This is a genomic window from Xanthomonas maliensis, assembly GCF_009192945.1.
In the GTDB taxonomy this organism is placed as follows: domain Bacteria; phylum Pseudomonadota; class Gammaproteobacteria; order Xanthomonadales; family Xanthomonadaceae; genus Xanthomonas; species Xanthomonas maliensis.
The window spans coordinates 88,653-111,169 of sequence record NZ_NSET01000062.1 but is presented as its reverse complement, the minus strand read 5'-3'; the positions used below and the strand labels follow the sequence as shown (position 1 = coordinate 111,169).

General features: G+C 66.1%; 22 protein-coding genes and 1 tRNA gene. 21 read left to right on the top strand and 2 right to left on the bottom strand.

The window, feature by feature from the left end; all coding sequences use genetic code 11:
- Positions 1-123 precede the first annotated feature (123 nt).
- Positions 124-1,020: a LysR family transcriptional regulator gene (locus CKY51_RS18690; protein WP_031338200.1), complete on the bottom strand. Its 897-nt coding sequence runs from the start codon at positions 1,018-1,020 to the stop codon at positions 124-126.
- Between the two features lie 108 nt (positions 1,021-1,128).
- On the opposite strand from CKY51_RS18690, the gene trpB reads away from it, so the two are divergent.
- From trpB to CKY51_RS18640, 10 genes are all read left to right on the top strand, one after another.
- Positions 1,129-2,346, top strand: a complete 1,218-nt coding sequence (gene trpB / locus CKY51_RS18685; RefSeq protein ID WP_022970561.1) for a tryptophan synthase subunit beta — start codon at positions 1,129-1,131, stop codon at positions 2,344-2,346.
- 49 nt (positions 2,347-2,395) lie between these two features.
- Complete coding sequence (locus tag CKY51_RS18680) at positions 2,396-2,776, top strand: hypothetical protein (RefSeq protein ID WP_022970562.1); 381 nt, start codon at positions 2,396-2,398, stop codon at positions 2,774-2,776.
- Between the two features lie 47 nt (positions 2,777-2,823).
- Positions 2,824-3,630, top strand: coding sequence for a tryptophan synthase subunit alpha (gene trpA, locus CKY51_RS18675; protein WP_022970563.1), 807 nt, complete (start codon positions 2,824-2,826; stop codon positions 3,628-3,630).
- A 324-nt stretch (positions 3,631-3,954) separates the two neighbouring features.
- On the top strand, positions 3,955-4,839 hold the full coding sequence (gene accD / locus CKY51_RS18670) for an acetyl-CoA carboxylase, carboxyltransferase subunit beta (protein WP_022970564.1): 885 nt from the start codon (positions 3,955-3,957) through the stop codon (positions 4,837-4,839).
- A 112-nt stretch (positions 4,840-4,951) separates the two neighbouring features.
- Positions 4,952-6,301 carry a phosphoglucosamine mutase gene (gene glmM, locus CKY51_RS18665; protein WP_022970565.1) on the top strand — a complete coding sequence of 450 codons (1,350 nt, stop codon included), beginning with the start codon at positions 4,952-4,954 and terminating at the stop codon, positions 6,299-6,301.
- Between the two features lie 114 nt (positions 6,302-6,415).
- Positions 6,416-7,354 carry an isopenicillin N synthase family dioxygenase gene (locus CKY51_RS18660; RefSeq protein WP_022970567.1) on the top strand — a complete coding sequence of 313 codons (939 nt, stop codon included), beginning with the start codon at positions 6,416-6,418 and terminating at the stop codon, positions 7,352-7,354.
- A 180-nt stretch (positions 7,355-7,534) separates the two neighbouring features.
- Entirely contained in the window at positions 7,535-8,224 is a 690-nt protein-coding gene (locus CKY51_RS18655; RefSeq protein ID WP_022970568.1) for a methylamine utilization protein, read from the top strand.
- The gene (locus CKY51_RS18650) at positions 8,221-10,584 is read left to right on the top strand and encodes a putative bifunctional diguanylate cyclase/phosphodiesterase (protein ID WP_022970569.1); all 2,364 of its coding nucleotides are present in this window, start codon (positions 8,221-8,223) and stop codon (positions 10,582-10,584) included. The genes CKY51_RS18655 and CKY51_RS18650 overlap by 4 nt, the downstream gene beginning before the upstream one ends.
- Positions 10,581-11,453: a DUF3034 family protein gene (locus tag CKY51_RS18645; RefSeq protein ID WP_031338201.1), complete on the top strand. Its 873-nt coding sequence runs from the start codon at positions 10,581-10,583 to the stop codon at positions 11,451-11,453. The genes CKY51_RS18650 and CKY51_RS18645 overlap by 4 nt, the downstream gene beginning before the upstream one ends.
- Positions 11,453-11,875, top strand: coding sequence for a group I truncated hemoglobin (locus tag CKY51_RS18640; RefSeq protein ID WP_022970571.1), 423 nt, complete (start codon positions 11,453-11,455; stop codon positions 11,873-11,875). Before CKY51_RS18645 ends, CKY51_RS18640 begins: the two co-directional genes overlap by 1 nt.
- A gap of 49 nt (positions 11,876-11,924) precedes the next feature.
- On the opposite strand, the gene CKY51_RS18635 is transcribed toward CKY51_RS18640, so the two are convergent.
- Positions 11,925-12,725: an SDR family NAD(P)-dependent oxidoreductase gene (locus CKY51_RS18635; protein ID WP_022970572.1), complete on the bottom strand. Its 801-nt coding sequence runs from the start codon at positions 12,723-12,725 to the stop codon at positions 11,925-11,927.
- Positions 12,726-12,835: 110 nt separating this feature from the next.
- Between CKY51_RS18635 and tpiA the strand changes: the two genes are divergently transcribed.
- The 11 genes from tpiA to nuoH all read left to right on the top strand — a co-directional run bounded on the left by tpiA (position 12,836) and on the right by nuoH (position 22,516).
- Positions 12,836-13,591: a triose-phosphate isomerase gene (gene tpiA / locus CKY51_RS18630; protein ID WP_022970573.1), complete on the top strand. Its 756-nt coding sequence runs from the start codon at positions 12,836-12,838 to the stop codon at positions 13,589-13,591.
- 33 nt (positions 13,592-13,624) lie between these two features.
- A complete protein-coding gene (gene secG / locus CKY51_RS18625) occupies positions 13,625-14,101 on the top strand; it encodes a preprotein translocase subunit SecG (protein WP_152249646.1) in 477 nt (158 codons plus the stop codon).
- A 49-nt stretch (positions 14,102-14,150) separates the two neighbouring features.
- A tRNA-Leu gene (locus tag CKY51_RS18620) sits at positions 14,151-14,235 on the top strand.
- 105 nt (positions 14,236-14,340) lie between these two features.
- Positions 14,341-14,697: an NADH-quinone oxidoreductase subunit A gene (locus CKY51_RS18615; protein ID WP_003485539.1), complete on the top strand. Its 357-nt coding sequence runs from the start codon at positions 14,341-14,343 to the stop codon at positions 14,695-14,697.
- Positions 14,688-15,242 (top strand): NuoB/complex I 20 kDa subunit family protein, encoded by a 555-nt coding sequence (locus CKY51_RS18610; protein ID WP_016944318.1) that lies wholly within the window; start codon positions 14,688-14,690, stop codon positions 15,240-15,242. Before CKY51_RS18615 ends, CKY51_RS18610 begins: the two co-directional genes overlap by 10 nt.
- A 36-nt stretch (positions 15,243-15,278) precedes the next feature.
- Positions 15,279-16,031 carry an NADH-quinone oxidoreductase subunit C gene (locus tag CKY51_RS18605; protein WP_022974264.1) on the top strand — a complete coding sequence of 251 codons (753 nt, stop codon included), beginning with the start codon at positions 15,279-15,281 and terminating at the stop codon, positions 16,029-16,031.
- Positions 16,028-17,335 (top strand): NADH-quinone oxidoreductase subunit D, encoded by a 1,308-nt coding sequence (locus CKY51_RS18600; protein ID WP_152249645.1) that lies wholly within the window; start codon positions 16,028-16,030, stop codon positions 17,333-17,335. The genes CKY51_RS18605 and CKY51_RS18600 overlap by 4 nt, the downstream gene beginning before the upstream one ends.
- Positions 17,332-17,859 carry an NADH-quinone oxidoreductase subunit NuoE gene (gene nuoE / locus CKY51_RS18595; protein ID WP_152249644.1) on the top strand — a complete coding sequence of 176 codons (528 nt, stop codon included), beginning with the start codon at positions 17,332-17,334 and terminating at the stop codon, positions 17,857-17,859. Before CKY51_RS18600 ends, nuoE begins: the two co-directional genes overlap by 4 nt.
- A 3-nt stretch (positions 17,860-17,862) precedes the next feature.
- Entirely contained in the window at positions 17,863-19,197 is a 1,335-nt protein-coding gene (nuoF, locus tag CKY51_RS18590; protein WP_152249643.1) for an NADH-quinone oxidoreductase subunit NuoF, read from the top strand.
- On the top strand, positions 19,194-21,428 hold the full coding sequence (gene nuoG / locus CKY51_RS18585) for an NADH-quinone oxidoreductase subunit NuoG (RefSeq protein WP_022974259.1): 2,235 nt from the start codon (positions 19,194-19,196) through the stop codon (positions 21,426-21,428). Before nuoF ends, nuoG begins: the two co-directional genes overlap by 4 nt.
- Complete coding sequence (gene nuoH, locus CKY51_RS18580; protein ID WP_152249642.1) at positions 21,425-22,516, top strand: NADH-quinone oxidoreductase subunit NuoH; 1,092 nt, start codon at positions 21,425-21,427, stop codon at positions 22,514-22,516. The genes nuoG and nuoH overlap by 4 nt, the downstream gene beginning before the upstream one ends.
- Position 22,517 lies beyond the last annotated feature (1 nt).

Here is a 22,517-nt window from a genome sequence, read left to right as displayed (position 1 = left end):
GCCTTGGGCCATCGCGCATCAAACCCGACAGCGATGGCCCAAGGCTGCGCGGGAGTTGCAGGGCAGCGGCATGAGTGGGCCGGATGTCTGGACCGATACGCCATTGGCAGCGCGCAGGCGGTGTCAGTCTTGGCTGTCTTCGGCCAACCGTTGGCGCATCCAATCGGCCAGGCGCGGGAGGCGCGGGTCGGGATTGCGCCGCGCCGCACACAAGACCCAGCGCGCCCGCGTGGGGACAAAGCCCCACGGGGCCAGCAAGCGCCCAGCCGCCAGGTCGGCGCCAACCAAGGGCTGCGGTGCGATCGCCACGCCCAACCCGGCAGCCGCCGCCTCCAGCAAATAGACCAGATGCTCGAACGCGGTGCCGAAGCGCAGGCGCTCGACCGGCAAGCCATGGGCCTGCGCCCAGTCCGGCCAGGCTTGCGGGCGCGAGCGCGTTTGCAGCAGTGGTTCGCCGAGCAGCATCGCCGCGGGCGGCGACGCGGTCGCTGCCAGGCGATGCTGCGGTGCTATCACCGGGCCGATCCATTCCTCGCCGAGGGTATGCACTTGCCAATCGGCGGGAAACGGCGGCGTCTCCAGCAGTAAGACTGCATCCAATCCGGGCAAGTCCGGCCCAGGCGGTTGCTCGCTGGCCGACAGATGCAGACGCAGGTCGGGCAGCGCCTGTTGCAACTGCGGCAGGCGCGGAATCACCCAGCGCGCCAGCAGGCTGCCGGAGCAGCCCAACACCAGCGGGGTGTCGTTGCGGGGCTGCGCCAGTGCTGCCCAGGTGCGAGCGATGCGCGTGAATCCTTCGCTGGCGGCGTCGCGCAATTGCTCGCCAGCAGGCGTCAAGGCCAATCCACGTCCCTGCCGGCTGAACAGGGCGGCCCCGAGCGACTGCTCCAGGCTGCGGATATGCCGACTGACGGCGCCGTGGGTCACGTGCAGCTCGTCGGCAGCGCGGCTGACGCTCTGCAGGCGCGCGGCCGCCTCGAAGGCGCGCAACGCCGGCAGCGAGGGGAGAGAGTGATTCACGTGTGAGTCTGGGTCACATGTCAGGGCGATCTAATCGATGTATCACGCCCGCCTCCTGGGGTAAAGTGAGGCTTTCCAGCAATGCCGCCAACGGCGGAGGACGAGCCCATGTCGGCCCAGCCCATCAGTGACTTTCATGCCTATCCCGACGCTGCCGGCCACTTCGGTCGTTTCGGTGGCCGCTTCGTCGCCGAGACCTTGATCGGTCCGTTGCAGGAACTGTCGGCTGCCTACGACGCCGCGCGCCAGGATCCAGCGTTTATCGCCGCCTACGACAAGGACCTGGCCCATTACGTCGGCCGGCCCAGCCCCATCTACCATGCCGAACGGCTCAGTCGCGAAGTCGGCGGGGCGCAGATCCTGCTCAAGCGCGAGGACCTGAACCATACCGGCGCGCACAAGATCAACAACACCATCGGGCAGGCACTGCTGGCCAGCCGCATGGGCAAGACCCGCATCATCGCCGAGACCGGCGCCGGCCAGCACGGCGTGGCCAGTGCCACGGTGGCGGCGCGGCTGGGTCTGGAGTGCGTGGTCTACATGGGCGCCACCGACATCGAACGGCAGAAGATCAACGTCTACCGGATGAAGTTGCTCGGTGCCAGTGTGGTGCCGGTCACCAGCGGATCGGCCACGCTGAAGGATGCGCTCAACGAGGCGATGCGCGACTGGGTGACCAATGTGCGTGATACCTTCTACATCATCGGTACCGTTGCCGGGCCGGACCCGTACCCGCGCATGGTGCGCGACTTCAACGCCATCGTTGGCCGCGAAGCGCGTGCGCAGATGCTGCAGGACTACGGTCGGTTGCCGGATGCGATCAGCGCCTGCGTCGGTGGCGGCAGCAATGCGATCGGTTTGTTCCATGCCTTCCTCAACGATGCTTCGGTGAAGATCTACGGTGCCGAAGCCGCGGGCGACGGCATTGCCAGCGGTCGCCATGCCGCGTCGATCGCCGCTGGTCGTCCAGGGGTGTTGCATGGCAACCGCACCTATGTGATCTGCGACGACGATGGCCAGATCATCGAGACCCACTCGATCTCGGCCGGTCTGGACTATCCCGGCGTCGGTCCCGAGCATGCGTTCCTGTCCGACAGCGGCCGCGCCACCTACCAGGGCATTACCGACGACGAGGCGATGGCGGCCTTCCACCTGCTGGCGCACACCGAGGGCATTCTCGCCGCGCTGGAATCCAGTCACGCGGTCGCGCAGTCGATCAAGCTGGCGCGTGACCTGCCCAAGGATGCGCTGGTGCTGTGCAACCTGTCCGGCCGTGGCGACAAGGATGTGCATACCATCGCCGCGCGCGAAGGGATTGCGCTGTAGCCCATGCGAAAGCTGCGAGGCTGCATCGGCAACGCGCCGGGGCGCGGCAATGATCGAATGCATCACGCAATTTGTCGTCGAGTTGCTCTTGCAGGCGCTGACCGAGTTGTTGATCGAGGCCGGTTTGCATCACATGCGCCATTCGGGCCACGCGCGCCGCTCGCCCGACGCAGCGGTCGTCGGTTACGTGCTGTTGGGGGCGAGCATGGGCGGGATCAGTCTCTTGCTGCTGCCCAGGCATCTGACCACCGGCGAGGCAGCCCGGCTGGCGGTGCTGATCGGCGTTCCCGTGCTGGCAGGGGCGTTGATGGCGGTACTGGGTGGCTGGCGTGAGCGTCGCGGCGAGCAACGGCTGCGCCTGGACCGTTTCTCCTATGGGTATCTGTTCGCGCTGGGCTTCGCGTTGGTGCGCTTTTTCTTCGCCGACTGACGTAGTGCGGGCGGCCGATCCTTTCTCTTTCCTTCCTGGGTGAGCCCATGAGTCGTATCGCAACCTGTTTCGCCACGCTGCGCGCCGCCGGCCGCAAGGCCCTGATTCCGTTCATCACTGCCGGCGACCCATCGCTGGAAGCCACCGTGCCGGTGATGCACGCGCTGGTGCGTGCCGGTGCCGATGTCATCGAGCTGGGGGTACCGTTCTCCGATCCGATGGCCGACGGCCCCACCATCCAGCGCAGTTCCGAGCGTGCACTGGGCCGCGGCGCCGGCCTGGCCTATGTGTTGGAGGCGGTGCACGAATTCCGTCGCGAGGATCCCACCACGCCGGTGGTGTTGATGGGCTACCTCAACCCGATCGAGATCCATGGCACGCAGCGCTTTGCGCAAGCGGCGGTGGCCGCCGGTGTGGACGGCGTGCTGCTGGTCGACCTGCCGCCGGAGGAAGCGAGCGAAACTCGCGCGATCTTCGATGCTGCCGGTCTGGACCTGATTGCCTTGGCCTCGCCCACCACCAGCGAAGCGCGTCTGGACATGTTGTGCAGCACTGCCCAGGGCTATCTGTATTACGTCAGCTTCGCCGGCGTGACCGGGGCGTCCGATCGTCTCGACACCCAGGCGGCCAGCGACCGCCTGCGCCAGTTGCGCCAGCGCGCTGGTGCGCCGGTGGTGGCCGGATTCGGTATCAAGGATGCGGCCAGCGCGGCGGCCATGGCGGTGGATGCCGACGGCGTGGTGGTCGGTAGCGCGCTGGTGGCAGCGCTTGGCGAGGCTGGCGACAGCGCCGCGGCACGGCAGCGCGCCGAGGCGTTCCTGGGCCCGCTGCGGCAGGCATTGGACGCTGCCTGAGCGCTGCCGCGCGACCCATCGGTCGCGCGGTTGCTGACGGCGTTGGTCGCGCCCCTGGCCAATGCGCGGCTGGATGGGGCAAGGCGCAGCGGTCGCAGGGGAGGGCATCGCGCCCGCCGCCGTGGTGGTGGCGTGGCGGCATGACCTGGAGGATCTAGCTGAACGCGCCGGGGGCGTGGGCCCCGCAGCACGGTGGTGCACCTCCTTGCCGAGCCCCGGCCCAGATGCTTCCATGCGCCACCGTCCTGCACCCGGCGGGGCGCCGCGTTAGACTGTCGCCCCTCTGCGGCCTCCGGGCCGCCTTGCATGGATCGTCATACCCGCATGAGCTGGCTCAGCAAATTGATGCCCTCCGGCATCCGCACCGAGAACACCCCTGCCAAGAAGCGCAGCGTCCCCGAGGGCCTGTGGGAGAAGTGCAGCAACTGCGGCAGTGCGTTGTATCGGCCCGAGCTTGAAGAGAATCTCGAGGTGTGTCCCAAGTGCGGTCACCACATGGCGATCCGCGCGCGCGCGCGCCTGGCCGCGCTGTTCGATGCCGGCGCGCCCTGCACCGAGATCGCCGCCCAGCTCGGCCCGGTCGACGTGCTGAAGTTCAAGGACCAGAAGAAGTACGGCGAGCGCATCAAGGCCAGCCAGAAGAGCAGCGGCGAGTACGACGCGCTGATCGCCATGCGCGGTGTGCTCAAGGGCAATCCACTGGTCGCCGCTGCCTTCGATTTCGCTTTCATGGGAGGCTCGATGGGCTCGGTGGTCGGCGAGCGTTTCGCGCGCGCGGCCGAGGTGGCGCTGGAGCTGGGGTGCCCGTTCGTCTGCTTCTCCGCCAGCGGCGGCGCACGCATGCAGGAAGGCCTGTTCTCGCTGATGCAGATGGCCAAGACCTCCGCGGCGCTGGGTCGGTTGCGCGAGGCCGGGCTGCCGTACATCTCGGTGCTGACCCATCCCACCACCGGCGGCGTCTCGGCCTCGTTCGCGATGCTGGGCGACATCAACATCGCCGAGCCGCATGCGCTGATCGGCTTCGCCGGCCCGCGCGTCATCGAACAGACCGTGCGTGAGACGCTGCCGGAGGGGTTCCAGCGCTCGGAATTCCTGCTCGAGCATGGCGCCATCGATCAAATCTGCGACCGCCGCGAGTTGCGCGACCGCATCGCCGAGCTGACCGCACTGATGATGCGCCAACCGCGTCCGCTGGAGGCGGTGGCGTGAGGCGGCCGGTACCCGGGAGAAGCGTGGCTCGCTGTCGTTGGACGCCCGAGGACTGCTCCACCCGGGCCCCGGGTCCCGGGTCCCGGGTCCCGGCTCTTCGGGTCCCCGCTCCATGAGCGCCCGCAAATATTTCGGCACCGACGGCATTCGTGGTCGGGTCGGGCAAGGCGTCATTTCCGCCGATTTCGTGCTGCGCCTCGGCAACGCCTTGGGCCGCGTGCTCTCTGCCGGGCGGGTAAAGCGTCCGCTGGTGCTGATCGGCAAGGACACGCGTATTTCCGGCTACATGTTCGAAGCGGCGCTGGAAGCCGGATTGGTCGCGGCCGGTGCCGACGTGCAGTTGATCGGGCCGATGCCGACCCCGGCGATCGCCTTCCTGACCACCACGCTGCGCGCCGACGCCGGCGTGGTGATCAGTGCCTCGCACAATCCGCACTACGACAACGGCATCAAGTTCTTTTCCGCTGAAGGCGAAAAGCTCGACGACGCCACCGAAGCCGCGATCGAAGCCGCACTGGACGCGCCGTTCCATACTGTGGAGTCGGAGCGGCTGGGCAAGGCGATCCGCACGCGCGATGCGATCGGCCGCTATATCGAGTTCTGCAAGGCCAGCGTGTCGCGCGGCTTCACCCTGCGTGGTCTGAAGATGGTGCTGGACTGCGCGCATGGCGCGACCTATCACATCGCACCGATGCTGTTTCGCGAACTGGGCGCCGATGTTGTGGTGATCGGCGCCGCGCCGGATGGATTGAATATCAACGACGGCGTCGGCTCGACCCATATCGACAACCTGGCCGCCAAGGTGCGCGAGAGCGGTGCCCATCTGGGCATTGCCTTCGATGGCGACGGCGACCGTGTGCTGATGGCCGACGATCAGGGCAATCCGGTCGACGGCGACGATCTACTGTACGTATTGGCTCGGTCCTGGCAGGCCAGTGGCCGCTTGACCGGCACGGTGGTGGGCACGCTGATGACCAATTACGGTCTGGAGCGCGCGCTGGCGGCACTGGGCATTCCCTTCCAGCGCGCCAAGGTCGGCGATCGCCACGTCCATCAGGCGCTGGTGGAGGGCGGCGGCACGCTCGGCGGAGAGACCTCTGGCCACTTGCTGTGCCTGGATCGTGCCAGCACCGGCGACGGCGTGGTCAGCGCGTTGCAGGTGCTGGAGGCCCTGGGGCGCGATGGTCACAGCCTGCGGCAGGCGCTGGCCGGACTGTCCAAGGTGCCGCAGAAGACTGTCAACGTGCGGCTGGAGGGCGGCGCGGCCAAGGCCGTGGTCGCCGCGTCCTGCGTGCAGCAGGCGCTGCAGCAGGCGCAGGCCGCGGTGCACGGTCGCGGCCGCGCCTTCCTGCGCCCGTCCGGCACCGAGCCGGTGGTGCGCGTCACGGTGGAAGCCGACGATGCGGCGCTGATGCAAGACACCCTGGACCGGCTATCCGGAGCGGTGCGTGACGCGGCGTGAATCACTGATCATTGCCGTCTGCGTGGGCCTGGCCAAGGCCGCCACGTTCTATTTGCTGTACCGCCTGCTGTTCTGACGCAGGCGGCCTTCCTTCGATCCGACCAAGACATCCGTATGAGCGCTCGCATTCCCACCCTGGACATCACCCGCTTCGACAGCGATCGCGAGGCCTTCGTTGCCGAGCTGGGCGCTGCCTACCGTCAGTGGGGATTCGCCGGCATCCGCAACCATGGCATCGCCCAGGCCGACATCGATGCCGCCTACGACGTGTTCAAGGCGTTCTTCGCCTTGCCGGAAGAGGTCAAGCGGCGTTACCACGTCCCGGGCAGCGGTGGTGCCCGTGGCTACACCGCCTTTGGCGTGGAGACCGCCAAGGACTCCAAGCATTTCGACCTGAAGGAGTTCTGGCACATCGGTCGCGAGATTGCCGACGATTCGCCGTATCGCGCGGTGATGGCGCCCAACCTGTGGCCGGAGGAAGTTCCGGGCTTTCGCGAGCATGGCTATCGCTTGTACCAACAGCTCGATCAATTGGGCTCTCGGGTCCTGTCGGCGCTGGCCCTGCACATCGGCCTGCCGGTGGACTACTTCGCCGACAAGACCAATAGCGGCAACTCGATCCTCCGGCCGATCCATTACCCGCCGATCACCAGCGACGACATTCCCAATGTGCGTGCCGGCGCGCATGGCGACATCAACCTGATCACCTTGCTGGTCGGTGCGAGTGCGGCCGGTCTGGAGGTGCGTTCCCACGACGGTGAATGGGTACCGTTCACCGCCGACGCCGACACCATCGTGGTCAACATCGGCGACATGCTGCAGCGACTCACCAACCACGTGTATCCGTCGACCATCCATCGGGTGGTCAACCCGCCGGGAGACGAGGCACGCAAGCCGCGCTATTCGGTGCCGTTCTTCCTGCACCCCAATCCCGACTTCCTGATCGAGGTGTTGCCCTCCTGCATCACCGCCGACAATCCCAGCCGCTACCCACAGCCGATTACCGCCCACGGCTTTCTGGAAGAGCGTCTGCGCGAAATCAAGCTCAAGTAGAGCGCGTTCGATGTGCGGATGCGGAATCGATCCGCGTCCGCTCTGCGGGGGCATGGCTCCCATATTGTCGATGCGCGCGCAATTAAAGCTTGCGTTCACCTCGGCCGATACCCCAGTCTGATCGCTAGCGCGACGTCGGACTCGCCTGGCGTGCGCGGCCAGTGACGAGGGGCGGGGGTTATGCGGACGCAACGGTATCGACAGCTGGGCTTGCTGCTGACAGCGCTGGTGGGCGCCTCACAAGCGGCTGCCACCTCGCTGACGGTCAACGTCGGTGACGCCGCCGGTGCCCTGTCCGATGCGGTCGTCAGCCTGGAGCCCGCGCGGCCCGCCGCCGCGCCTGCGGCAGGCGCGAAGCCGGCGGTGATGGATCAGGTCAATTCGCAGTTCGTGCCGGCCGTTCTCCCGGTGCGCACCGGCACCCTGGTGAAATTTCCCAACAGCGACCAGATCCGCCATCAGGTCTACTCGTTCTCGCCGGCCAAACGCTTCGAGTTGCCGTTGTTCCAGGGCAGCACGGCCGCGCCGGTCCGCTTCGACAAGCCCGGCGTGGCGACCGTTGGCTGCAACATCCATGATTGGATGCTCGGCTATATCGTGGTGCTGGATACGCCGTATTTCGCCAAGACCGGTGCGGACGGCCGCGTGCAACTGGAAGCGCCCGCCGGCGACTACACCCTGCATGTCTGGCATCCGCGCCTCAATGGCCCGGCCACCTCCGAGGCCTTGGTGCTCGGTCGCGACGCCGTGCAACGACGGGTTCGCGTGCAGACCACCGGCCCGGCGCCGACCACTGCGCCGCCCGACGAGCGCATCCGTGCGCTGCAGGACAAGTTCCGCAACGCCGGCCAGAAGAAGCCCACTCCATGAGGGCGATGCGCCTGCACACCCGCATCGCGGTATTGCTGGTCCTGGTGCTGCTGGCGACGCAGGGGGCGACCTTCATCGCCGTGCAGGTTGCCACCGATCGGAGCGTCCGCGCCCAGCTCGACGAAGAGCTGGAGATCGGCGAGCGGGTCTGGCAACGCATCAATACCCGCCGCGACGAACAGCTGCTGCAGTCGGCCTCGGTATTGGCCGACGATTTCGGTTTCCGTGCGGCGGTGACCAGCGGCGATGTGCCGACGATGCAATCGGCGCTGCGCAACCACGCCGCCCGCATGTCGGCGCAGACCGCCCTGCTGTTGGCGCCCGACGGCGAGTTCCTGACCGGACTGGCGGATCTGCCGCAAGCTCAGCAACTGCGCGCGGTGCAGGCGCTGCTGCAACGCGCGCAGCGCGACGGTCGTGCGGTGGGTGTGGTTGCGCTGGAGGGGCAGATCGTCCGGCTGGCGGTGGTGCAGGTGCTGGCGCCGAACCGCGTCGGCTGGATCGCCATCGGCAACGAATCCGGCGACGGTCTGGCCCAGGATTTCCGTAGTACGACCGGCCTGGATGCGAGCTTCTTCATTGCTGGACGACCGGCCCAGGTACTGGCGTCCACGCTCGAGCCGGCCGCGCGCGCCCAATTCGCCCAGCAACTGTCACTTGCCACGCCGAGCGCTGCGGGCGCCATTCCATTCACCCTGGATGGCGCGCGTTACCTGGTGAAGCTGCAGGCGGTGCAGGGCGATGGCCAGGTCCGCGTCGCCTTGCAGGCATCGCTGGATCGTGCCATCGCACCCTATCAAGTCTTGAAGCTGCGCATCCTGCTATTGGCCGGGCTGGCCACCGCAGCGGCACTCGGTGTGGCGATCTTGCTGGCGCGCAGCATCAGCAAGCCGGTCGCACAACTGGTACAGGCAGCCCGGCGCATCCAGCGCGGCGACTACCACACCGCCTTGCAGGTGCCGCCAGGACGCGAGCTGGCCGAGCTGGCCAACAGTTTCGGCCACATGCAGCAACAGATTGCCAGCCGCGAGCAACGTATCCTGCATCAGGCCCGGCACGATGCATTGACGGGACTGCCCAACCGCAGCTGGTTGCTGGAACGGTTGCGGCAGGTGGTTGTGCAGACCGTGGCCAGCGGCGAGAGCGCGGCAGTGCTGATCCTGGATCTGGAGCGCTTCAAGGAACTCAACGATAGTCTCGGTCACGACTTCGCCGACCAGGTGCTGGTCGAGGTGGGACGGCGGCTGGCCGACGTGGTGCAGGAACCGCATCTGGTCGGGCGGCTGGGGAGCGACGAATTCATGGTGGTGATGGCCCAGGCCGATGCCGCCAGCGTGCAGCAGGATGCGCAGCGGCTGTTGCTGCAACTGCGTAACCCGTTGAGCTTGCCGCAGGCGCGCATCCAGCTGGAAGCACGCATCGGGATCGCGCTGGTTCCGGATCATGGCGACGATGCAGACACCTTGCTGCGGCGCGCGCACATCGCGCGGCGGCAGGCGGGCGAGACCGGCAGCGCCGCTAGCATCTATCGCATGGGCGAGGACGAACAACATCTGCGCCGACTGCGGCTGACCGGCGATCTGCGCCAGGCCATCGCCGGCAACGAACTGACCCTGCGGTTCCAGCCCAAGATCAGTCTGCGCAACGATCGCGTCGAACAGGTCGAAGTGCTGGTGCGCTGGCACCACCCGGTACTGGGGCCGATCGGGCCGGATGAGTTCATCCCGCTCGCCGAACATTCCGGGGTGATCCATGCGCTGACGCGCTTCGTGCTCGACGACGCCTTGCGCTGTCTGGCCCGCTGGCGCCGGCAAGGGCTGCAATTGGGCATGGCGATCAATCTGTCGGCGCTGGATCTGTCCGATCCGGGCTTGCCCGATTACGTCCGTGGCCGCCTGGAGCATCACGCCGTGCCCGCACGCCATGTCACCCTCGAGCTGACCGAAAGCGCGTTGATGCGCGACGTGGAGTTCGCGCTGCATATGCTGCACCAGCTGCGCAATGTCGGCGTGCGGCTGTCCATCGACGATTTCGGCACCGGCTACTCCTCGCTGGCTCAGCTCAAGCGGATGCCGGTGGACGAGTTGAAGATCGACAAGAGTTTCGTCATGCAACTGGCCGAGGCCACCGACGATGCCTTCATCGTGCGCAGCACGATTGATTTGGGGCACAACCTCGGTCTGAGCGTGATCGCCGAGGGGGTGGAGAATGCCGCGGCGGTAACGTTGCTGCGCGGCTGGGGCTGCGACATGGTGCAGGGCTATCTGTATTCGCCTCCGCTCGAGGAGGCTCCGTTGGTGGCGTGGTGCAAGCGGCAGCTCGAAGCGGCCACCACGGTCCAGGCAGGAGTTGCACAATGAACACGACGCGTTGTCTCTGCCTTCCCGCGGCGGTGTTGGCGCTGGCCGTGTTGCCGCAGACCGGCATCGCTGGCGATGGACGTCTGTTGGCGACGGGGGCGGTTTCAACCATCGAAGGCACGAGCGGTGGCGGCATCGTGCCGTGGGCCAGCTTGTCCGGTTACGGCACCCGCGATGAACTCGGGACGACGCTGTTCGCTACGCATGTGGATAGCGGCGACTACCGCCTGGATGTGCAGGGCGCTGCCTTTACTGTGGGAAACCGGCTGGAATTGTCGCTGGCGCGTCAGCGCCTGGACCTGGGCACCTTGCAGGACCGCCTGGGCTTGCCATGGAACGCGCTTGGCCAGGACGTGTTCGGCGCCAAGCTGCGCCTGCATGGCGACCTGGTCTACGGGCGCGCACCGCAGGTGAGTCTTGGAGTGCAATACAAGCGGCTGCGCGACGGCGCCTTGCCGCTGGCGATCGGTGCGCGTGACGACCATGGCACCGATGTCTATCTCAGTGCCTCGCGCCTGTTGTTGCAGGGCGCTGGCGGCTACCAGTTGCTGCTCAACGGTACCCTGCGCGCCACGCGCGCCAACCAGACCGGCTTGCTGGGCTTCGGCGGCGACCGTCGCAACGGTTACACGCTGGTGGGCGAACTGGCCGCGGCGGTGGTGCTGGCGCCGTCCTGGGTCGTGGGGGTGGAATATCGCGATAAGCCGAACAATCTGGGGTTTGCCCGCGAGCAGGCCTGGGGCGATGCCTTCGTGGCTTGGTTCCCCAGCAAACATGTCTCGCTGACCGCGGCCTGGGCCGAGTTGGGCGAGGTGGCGACGCTGCGCGCCCAGCGCGGCCCCTATCTTTCCTTGCAGGTGGCCTTGTGATGACGCGTGCCTTGCCCTGGGGGCTGTTGTGCGTGCTGGCGTTGACGGCGTGTGCGACCACGCCGCGGCAATCCCTGTATGACGAACTCGGGGGGCAGCCCGGCATCGAGGCCTTGGTGGAAACCATGCTCTCGCGGGTGGCCGACGATCCACGGATCGTCGACAAGTTCGCCCGCGTCAATATCGTGATGCTCAACCAGCGACTCGTGCAGAAGTTCTGCCATGTCAGCGATGGACCCTGCGCGGACACCGAAAAGTCCATGCACCAAGCGCATCAACCCCTCACCATCCGCGAAGCGGATTTCAATGCCCTGGTCGAGGATCTCACCTGGGCGATGGATCAGCGGCACATTCCGCGGCGCACGCAGAACCGCTTGCTGGCACGTCTGGCGGCGATGCAGGGCGACATCGTCAATCACTAACGCGTACGCAGCGGCTGGCGAGACTCCGACGTCCTGTCACTTGCCTGCGCTATTGCAGCGGTCGCACCCGATGCGAGCCGCGCGCCATCAGTCGCAGCGCCAGTGCATGCGGCAGTAGACGCAACAGCGTGTGCACCAGGCGATAGCGCCAACCCGGGATCGCCAGCACCTGGCCACGCTCGAGTGCGGCGATGCCGTACTCGGCCACTGCATCGGCCTGCAGCCAGGCCCAGCGCGGCAGGCTGGCCATCGCCTCACGCGTGCCGGTCACATCGTGAAATTCCGACCAGGCAAAGCCAGGGCATAGCGCACAGGCGCGCAGGCCGCAGTCGGCATTTTCCAGTGCCAACGATTCACTGAAGCGCAACATGAAGCTCTTGGCGGCGGCATACAGGGTTTGCCCATCGGCGCTCGGCGCCAGCGCCGCGAACGACGCCACGTTGAGGACGCGTCCCTGGCCGCTGGCACGCAACATCGGCAGCAGTCGCCAGGTCAGTTCGCAGACCGCGGTCACCATGACCTGCAGGAAGCGCGCGTGGGTCGTCCAGTCGTTTTGCTGGTAGCGGCCGGGCACCCCGTAGCCGGCATTGTTGACCAGGGTGCCGACCTGCCAGCCCTGTTCCTGGAGATGCTTCACCAGCGCCTGCACGGCCGCCGGCTCGGCCAGGTCCGCCGGCACGACCTCGACCCGGGTCTGCCCGGCCAGCTCGGCCGCCAAGGCCTGCAGACGATCGACCCGGCGCGCGGTGATGATCAGCGGCACGCCGCGGCGTGCATAGGCGCGGGCGATCTCACGGCCGATGCCGCTGGAGGCGCCGGTGACCAGCGCGAAGACAGGGGAAGTGGACATGCAGGTTCCGGGCAAGGGCAGGGCAGGACAGCGGATGTCCTCCAGTCTGCCAGGCGTGGACAGGGCTTGGGCTATCCTGTCGCTCATCCCCCCTCAGGAGCCTGCGCCTGATGCGTCGAAGAATCGTTGCCGGAAACTGGAAGCTGCATGGCAGCCGCGCCTTTGCTACCGAATTGCTTGCCCAGGTGGCGGCCCAGATGCCGATCGCCGGCGTGGAGGTGGTCGTGCTGCCGCCCTTGCCCTACCTGGGAGACCTGATCGAAGACTTCGAGGCCCACCAGCTGGTCTTCGGTGCGCAGGACGTCAGCAGCAACGAAAAGGGTGCCTACACTGGCGAGGTCTCGGCCTCGATGCTGGTCGACGTAGGCGCCCGCTACGGTTTGGTCGGGCACTCCGAACGCCGGCAGTACCATCAGGAATCCAGCGAGCTGGTCGCGCGCAAGTTCGCCGCTGCGCTGCATGCCGGGCTGACCCCGGTGCTGTGCGTGGGCGAATCGCTGCAGCAGCGCGAGGCCGGACAGACCGAAGCGGTGCTGCGGGCCCAGGTGGAGCCGGTGCTGGCGCTGGTGGGCAGCCAGGGCTTCGCCCAGGCCGTGCTTGCCTATGAGCCGATCTGGGCGATCGGCACTGGGCGGACCGCCACGCCGGAACAGGCCCAGGCCGTGCATGCCTTCCTGCGTGGCGAAGTCGCGAAGTCGGATGCTAGAATTGCCGATTCGTTGCCGATCCTGTACGGCGGCAGCGTCAAGCCCGACAATGCCGGCGAGCTGTTTGCGCAGCCCGATGTCGATGGCGGGCTGATCGGTGGCGCCTCCCTGGTGGCCGACGATTTCCTGGCCATCGCGCGTGCGGCGGTCGCGTGTTAACCCATTAAGTTTTGTCCGGGGACGGATTTTCGAATGTTGATGTTGATCCTCAATGTGGTCTACGTGCTGGTCGCGCTGGCGATGATTGCGCTGATCCTGATGCAGCGTGGCGCCGGTGCGGCGGCGGGCTCCGGTTTCGGCGCCGGTGCGTCGGGCACGGTATTCGGCTCGCAGGGCGCATCGAACTTCCTGTCCAAGACCACCAAGTGGTTGGCCGTGGTGTTCTTCAGCATCAGCCTGTTCATGGCCTGGTATGCCAGTCACGGCGCGCGCCCGACCGACCAGAACCTGGGTGTGATGTCGCAAGGTGCCGCGAGCACGCCAGCGCCCGCCGCAGGCGAGCTGGCCCAGCCGCTGCCGCAGGCTCCGGCCACGGGCGCTGTGCCGACCGCGCCGTCGCAGCCGGCTCCGGCCGCCGCCCCGGCCTCCGCGCCTGCAGCGGCCGCGCCACCGCAGGCGACGCCTGCGGCAGGCGAAGAAAACGCTTCAGAGCCAGCACAAAAACGCTGAAGCCGGTTACAATACGCTGCGCACTGGGAGATCCAGCGGCGCACCGTATGCCCAGGTGGCGGAATTGGTAGACGCACTACCTTGAGGTGGTAGCGACTTAGGTCGTAGGGGTTCGAGTCCCCTCTTGGGCACCATTGTTTGGCTGCAGTTCCTGTGCATCGCGGCGATGCCGGCGCAGGGTCTGCCTATACCCCATGCCGGCACGCGGCGCGTGCGGGCAGAGGCAAGAGAGAATCGCTGTGCTGGCCGAATATTTGCCGAGTCTGCTGTTTCTGATCGTCGCCACCGGCATCGGCATCGTGCTGATGCTGGTCGGTCGCTTCCTCGGTCCGCGTAGTCCGGACCCGCGCAAGCTCTCGCCGTACGAGTGCGGCTTCGAAGCCTTCGAAGACGCACGCATGAAGTTCGACGTGCGCTACTACCTGATCGCGATCCAGTTCATCGTCTTCGATCTGGAAATCATCTTCATCGTGCCGTGGACCCAGGTGTTCATGGAGATCGGCGCCCGTTCGCTGGTCACCATGGGCCTGTTCGTCGGCATGTTGTTCCTCGGCTTTATCTACGTGTGGAAGAAGGGAGCGCTGGAATGGGAGTGATTCAGACCCTGGATCGTCTGATGACCAACCCGATGCCGGAAGGCCGGGTGGAAGACATCCTGCGCCCGGAAGGCGAAAACCCGCTGCTGGAAAAGGGCTATGTGACCACCAGCGTCGACGCGCTGTTGAATTGGGCGCGTACCGGTTCGATGTGGCCAATGACCTTCGGTCTGGCCTGCTGCGCGGTGGAAATGATGCACGCCGGTGCGGCGCGTCTGGACCTGGACCGCTACGGCGTGGTGTTCCGGCCGTCGCCGCGTCAGTCCGACGTGATGATCGTCGCTGGCACCCTGGTCAACAAGATGGCCCCGGCGCTGCGCAAGGTCTACGACCAGATGCCCGACCCGAAGTGGGTCATCTCGATGGGGAGCTGCGCCAACGGCGGCGGTTACTACCATTACTCGTATTCGGTGGTGCGCGGTTGCGATCGCATCGTGCCGGTGGACATCTACGTCCCCGGCTGCCCGCCGACCGCCGAAGCGCTGGTCTACGGCATCCTGCAGCTGCAGAAGAAGATCTGGCGTACCCAGACGATCGCACGCTGACATCCGTCTTCTCCTACCGAGAGCAGCCAAGCCCCCATGGCAGAGCAAGCATCCTCCTTCACCGAACGGCTCGCGGCACACTTTGCCGGCGCGCAGGTCGTCGTGGCCCAGCCGCGCGGCGAAGTGACCCTGGAAGTGGCCGCCGCCGACTGGCATGCCACCTGCGTGGCGCTGCGCGACACGTTCGGCTTTGAACAATTGAGCGACCTGTGCGGCGTCGACTACCTCGGCTACGGCAGCGACGAGTGGGATACCTCCGATGTGTCGTCGCAGGGATTCAGCCGCGGTGTCGAAGGCAAGGCGGTCGGCCGTTTCGCATGGGGTGAATTCCCCAGCCAGGAATCGCCCGATGGCGCGCAGCCACAGCAATTGCCGCAGCAGCGTTTCGCGGTGGTCGCCCAGCTGATTTCCTACCAGCACAACCAGCGCCTGCGTGTGCGCTGCTATGCGCCCAACGACGCATTGCCGGTGGTGGCTTCGCTGACCGACGTGTGGCCGGGCGTGAACTGGTTCGAGCGCGAAGCCTTCGACCTGTTCGGCATCGTATTCGCCGGCCACCCGGACCTGCGCCGTATCCTGACCGACTATGGATTCGTCGGTCATCCGTTCCGCAAGGACTTCCCACTGATCGGCAACGTCGAAGTGCGCTACGACGATGAAAAGAAACGCGTTGTGTACGAGCCGGTGACCTCGGTGGAGCCGCGTGTCGGCGTGCCGCGGGTGATCCGCGACGACGCGCGCTACGCCACTGCCGCAGGTGAAGTGGGCAAGTCGGAGATCGCCAAGTGAGTGAGTTCCGCCAGGCAACCGATGCCTTCGCGAGCAATCCTGCCGAAAGCAAGCAGGAAATCCGCAATTACACGATGAACTTCGGCCCGCAGCATCCTGCGGCGCACGGTGTGCTGCGCCTGATCCTGGAAATGGATGGCGAGAACGTGGTACGTGCCGATCCGCATATCGGCCTGCTGCACCGTGGCACCGAGAAGCTGGCCGAGTCCAAGCCGTTCAACCAGTCGGTGCCGTACATGGACCGCCTGGACTACGTGTCGATGATGTGCAACGAGCACGCCTACGTGCGCGCGATCGAGACCCTGATGGGGATCGAGGCGCCTGAGCGTGCCCAGTACATCCGCACGATGTTCGACGAGATCACCCGCATCCTGAACCACCTGATGTGGGTTGGTTCCAACGCGCTCGACCTGGGCGCGATGGCGGTGATGCTGTACGCGTTCCGCGAGCGCGAAGAGTTGATGGACGTCTACGAGGCGGTCAGCGGCGCGCGCATGCACGCGGCGTACTACCGCCCGGGCGGCGTCTACCGCGATCTGCCGGACACGATGCCCAAGTACAAGGAATCGCGCTGGCACAAGGGTGGGGCGCTCAAGCGTCTCAACTCGGCACGTGAAGGCTCGATGCTGGACTTCCTCGAGTATTTCACCGACGAGTTCCCGGCGCGGGTGGACGAGTACGAGACGCTGCTGACCGACAACCGCATCTGGAAGCAGCGCACCGTCGACGTTGGCATCGTCACCCCCGACCTGGCGCGCGCTTGGGGCATGACCGGCCCGATGCTGCGTGGTTCGGGCATCGAATGGGATCTGCGCAAGAAGCAGCCCTACGCCAAGTACGACGCGGTGGATTTCGATATCCCAGTCGGCACCAATGGCGATTGCTACGACCGCTACCTGGTCCGCGTGGCAGAAATGCGCGAGTCCAACCGCATCATCAAGCAGTGCGTGAAGTGGCTCAAGGCCAATCCCGGCCCGGTCATGGTCACCAACTTCAAGGTCGCTCCGCCCAGCCGCGAAGGCATGAAGGACGACATGGAAGCGCTGATCCATCACTTCAAGTTGTTCAGTGAAGGCTATTGCGTGCCGGCCGGCGAAACCTACAGCGCGGTGGAAGCGCCCAAGGGCGAGTTCGGCTGCTACCTGTTGTCCGACGGCGCCAACAAGCCGTTCCGCGTGCACCTGCGCGCGCCGGGTTTTGCTCACCTGTCGTCGATGGACGCGGTGGTGCGTGGTTATCTGCTGGCCGACGTCGTGGCGATGATCGGTACTTACGATTTGGTTTTCGGTGAGGTTGACCGATGAAGGCGACGGGTAATTTCGAGGCGGCGCGCGACGTCGATCCGCTGGTGGTGCTGAGCGACAAGACGCGCGCGCACATCGATCATTGGCTGAGCAAGTTCCCGCCCGACCGCAAGCGTTCGGCGGTGCTGCAGGGCCTGCATGCCGCGCAGGAGCAGAACCAGGGCTGGCTGACCGACGAATTGATCGTCGGCGTGGCGAAGTATCTGGAACTGCCGCCGGTGTGGGCCTACGAGGTCGCCAGCTTCTATTCGATGTACGAGACCGAGAAGGTTGGCCGCCACAATGTGGCGTTCTGCACCAACATCAGCTGCTGGCTCAACGGCGCCGAGGATCTGCTCGCGCATGCCGAGAAGAAGCTGGGCTGCAAGCTGGGCCAGTCGACCGCCGACGGCCGCATCTACCTCAAGCGCGAGGAAGAGTGCCTGGCCGCCTGCTCGGCTGCGCCGATGATGGTGATCGACGGCCATTACCACGAGCACCTGACCAAGGAAAAGGTCGACGCGCTGCTGGACGGTCTGGAGTAAGACATGGCACATCATCACGCACCCACCGGCCCCGTCGGCCCGGCGCCGCAGCCGCACCAGGTCGTCTACACGACCCTGCATTACGACACTCCCTGGTCCTATGAGAGCTATCTCAAGACCGGCGGCTACGCTGCCCTGCGCAAGATCCTCGAAGAGAAGATCCCGCCGGAGCAGGTGATCGAGATGGTCAAGCAGTCCAATCTGCGTGGCCGTGGCGGTGCGGGCTTCCCGACTGGCCTAAAGTGGTCGTTCATGCCCAAGGGCACGATGCAGAAATACATCCTGTGCAACTCGGACGAGTCCGAGCCGGGAACCTGCAAGGACCGCGACATCCTGCGCTACAACCCGCATTCGGTGGTGGAGGGCATGGCGATCGCCTGCTATGCCACCGGCTCGACCGTGGGCTACAACTACCTGCGCGGCGAGTTCCACCACGAACCATTCGAAAACTTCGAGCAGGCCCTGGCCGATGCCTATGCCAATGGCTGGCTGGGCAAGAACATCCTCGGCAGCGGCGTGGACATCGACATCTACGGCGCGCTGGGCGCCGGCGCCTACATCTGCGGCGAAGAAACCGCCTTGATGGAATCGCTGGAAGGCAAGAAGGGGCAGCCGCGCTACAAGCCGCCGTTCCCGGCCAATTTCGGCCTGTACGGCAAGCCGACCACCATCAACAACACCGAGACCTACGCGTCGGTGCCGGCGATCATTCGCAATGGCCCGGAATGGTTCCTCGGCCTGAGCAAGACCAAGAACGGCGGCCCGAAGATTTTCTCGGTCTCTGGCTGCGTGCAGAAGGGCGGCAACTTCGAGGTACCGCTTGGCACCACCTTCGACGAGCTGCTGGAGATGGCCGGTGGCCTGCGTCCGGGCCGCAAGCTGAAGGCGGCCATCCCGGGTGGCGTGTCGATGCCGGTGCTGAAGGCCGAGCAGTTGGCCGGCCTGCAGATGGACTACGACACCCTGCGTGCGCTGGGCACCGGTCTGGGATCGGGTGCGATCGTCGTGCTGGATGACAGCGTCTGCTGCGTGCGCTTCGCCTGCCGCATCTCGCAGTTCTTCCACAAGGAATCCTGCGGCCAGTGCACTCCGTGCCGCGAGGGCACCGGCTGGATGCACCGCGTGCTCGAGCGCATCGTCGCCGGCAAGGCCACCCTGGAAGACCTGCACCAGCTGCGCACCGTCGCCGGTCAGATCGAAGGCCATACCATCTGCGCCTTCGGCGAAGCGGCGGCCTGGCCGATCCAGGGCTTCCTGCGCCAGTTCTGGGACGAGTTCGAGTACTACATCGTCAACGGTCGTTCGATCGTCGATACGCAAGTCGGAGTGGCTGCATGAGCGCCCAACCAGTGAACCCGAACGTGCCGCCGGATCATGTGACCGTCGAGATCGACGGCCAGAGCCTGGTCGTGCCGAAGGGCTCGATGATCATCCAGGCGGCCGACAAGGCCGGCATTCCGATCCCGCGCTTCTGCTATCACGAGAAGCTGCCGATCGCGGCCAACTGCCGTATGTGCCTGGTCGATGTCGAGAAGTCGCCCAAGCCGTCGCCGGCCTGCGCCACGCCGGTGATGGATGGCATGAAGATCACCACGCGCAGCGAAAAGGCGCTGAAGTACCAGCGCAGCGTGATGGAGTTCCTGCTGATCAACCACCCGCTGGATTGCCCGATCTGCGATCAGGGCGGCGAATGCGAGTTGCAGGACGTTTCGCTGGGCTATGGCCGTTCGGTCAGCCGCTTCAACGAGCGCAAGCGCGTGGTGCCTGACGAGGACATCGGTCCGCTGGTTGCCACCGAGATGACCCGCTGCATCCAGTGCACCCGCTGCGTGCGCTTTACCGCGGATATCGCCGGCACTTACGAGCTGGGCGGCATGTACCGCGGCGAGAACCTGCAGATCGGCACCTACGACGGCAAGCCGCTGACGACTGAGATTTCCGGCAACGTCATCGATGTCTGCCCGGTGGGCGCCTTGACCAACAAGGTGTTCCAGTTCCGCGCCCGTCCGTGGGAGCTGATGGCGCGCGAGTCGCTGGGCTACCACGACGCGATGGGCTCCAACTTGTTCCTGCATGTGCGTCGCGGCGAAGTGCTGCGCACCGTGCCGCGCGACAACGAGGCGGTCAACGAATGCTGGCTGTCCGACCGTGATCGCTATTCGCACCAGGGCCTGTATGCCGAAGACCGTGCGGTCAAGCCGCTGAAGAAAGTCAACGGCGAATGGACCGAGGTGAGCTGGACCGAAGGCTTGGCCGCGGCCACTCAGATCCTGCGCGACAATGCTGGCGATCAGCTGGGCGTGCTGGTGCATCCGGCCACGTCCAATGAAGAGGGCGCCTTGCTGGCGCGCCTGGCCGAAGGCCTGGGCAGCGGCAATCTCGACCATCGCTTGCTCAACCGTGATTTCTCCGACGCCGCCGTCGCCGAGGCGTTCGGCACGCCGCTGGCGGAGATCGAGCAGGCCGACATGGTGGTGCTGTTCGGCACCAATGTCCGCCATGAGCTGCCGTTGCTGCATGCGCGCCTGCGCAAGGCCAGCATCCAGAACGGGACCCGTATCCATTCGGTCAATCCGGTCGACTTCGATTTCGCTTTCACCCAGGCCAGCCGCACTGTGGTCGCACCGTCGCAGCTTGCTGCTGCGCTGGATGATGCCGCACTGCGCGATGCGGTCAGTGCCGCGCGCCGCGCGGTGATCGTGGTCGGCGCGTTGGCCGAGAATCACCCGCAGGCTGCCGCACTGCGTGCCGCCGCGCGTGCGTTCGCCGCCGCGACCGGCGCCTCGCTGTGCCGGATCCCGCAGGGCGCCAACGCCGTTGGTCTGGTCGCGCACGGTGTGCTGCCGAGCGCGCGCGATGTCGCCGGCATGCTGGCGCAGCCGCGTCAGGCCTATGTGCTGTACGGCATCGAGCCGGGTCTGGACTTCGCCGATGCCGCCGCTGCACGCAAGGCGCTGGCCGGCGCCAAGGTCGTGGCGTTCAGCCAGTTCGCCTGCGCTTCCACCCGTGACGTTGCCGATGTGATCCTGCCGATCGGCGCCTTGCCTGAAATCGAGGCGACCCTGACCAATCTCGACGGTCGCGTGCAGAGCGCGCGTGCCGCCGGTCGTCTGCCGGTCGAGGCGCGCGAAGGCTGGCGTGTGCTGCGTGCGCTGGGCGGCGAGCTCGGCCTGGCCGGTTTCGACTTCATCGATCTGGCCGGCCTGCGCGCCGGGCTGCAGCCGCGTACCGTAACGCCGGTGGCATCGGCGCAGCCGGCGGCGGCTAGCCAGGGACTGGAAGTGGCAGCGACGGCGGCGATCTATCGCACCGATGCGGTGGTGCGGCGTGCCGCCGCGCTGCAGGCGCATCCGCTCAACATCGCACCTTGCGTGACGATGCATCCGGAGCAGGCCACGCAACTGCAGGTCGCCGACGGACAGATGGTCAAGGTCGGTACCGACGCCGGGCAGGCGACGTTGCCGGTGGTATTGGACAAGCGCGTCGCACCGGGCACGGTGTGGATCGAGTCGGGCCACGGCGCAACTGCGCCGCTCGGTGCCGGTCGGGTAACGGTGGTGGCTGCATGAACGAGTTGCTGTTGAACGTGATCGGTCCGCTCCACCAGTGGTTCCTCGGCCTGGGGGATGGTGGCGTGGTGCTGTGGACGGTGCTGAAGATCTTGCTGATCGCCGTGCCGGTGATCGTCTCGGTCGCCTTCTACGTGGTCTGGGAGCGCAAGCTGATCGGCTGGATGCACGTGCGGCATGGGCCGATGTACGTCGGAATGGGCATTTTTCAGGCCTTCGCCGACGTGTTCAAGCTGCTGTTCAAGGAGATCGTGCAGCCGAGCAGCTCGCACAAGGCGATCTTCGTCATCGCGCCGTTGCTCACGCTGGCGCCGGCCTTCGCGGCCTGGGCAGTGGTGCCGTTCGATGCCAAGCTGGTGCTGTCCAATGCCAATGTCGGTCTGCTGTACCTGCTGGCGATGACCTCGCTGGGCGTGTACGGCATCATCCTGGCTGGCTGGGCGTCCAACTCCAAGTACGCCTTCCTCGGTGCGATGCGCTCGGCCGCGCAGGTGGTCAGTTACGAAATCGCGATGGGTTTCGCGCTGGTTGGCGTGATGATCGCCTCCGGCAGCGTGAATCTGAGCCAGATCGTGATGGCACAGGCAGGCAACTCCGGCCTGTTCGATTGGTTCCTGATCCCGCTGTTCCCGCTGTTCATCGTGTACTGGGTGTCCGGCGTCGCCGAGACCAACCGTGCGCCGTTCGACGTGGTGGAAGGCGAATCGGAAATCGTCGCCGGCCACATGGTGGAGTACTCGGGCGGTGCGTTCGCGCTGTTCTTCCTGGCCGAGTACGCCAACATGATCCTGGTCAGCTTCCTGATCTCGATCTTCTTCCTCGGCGGCTGGTTGAGCCCGATCCAGGGTTGGGTCAACGCGGACATTTCGCCGTGGATCGACTGGTTGTGGAAGGGTGGTTGGCCGTGGCTGCTGATGAAGGTCTTCTTCTTCGCCAGCGCCTACATCTGGTTCCGTGCCAGCTTCCCGCGCTATCGCTACGACCAGATCATGCGGCTGGGTTGGAAGGTGTTCATTCCGCTCACGATCGTCTGGATCGCGGTGACGGCATTGATGGTGTTCTACGGCGTGATCCAGAAGGGCGTGTAAT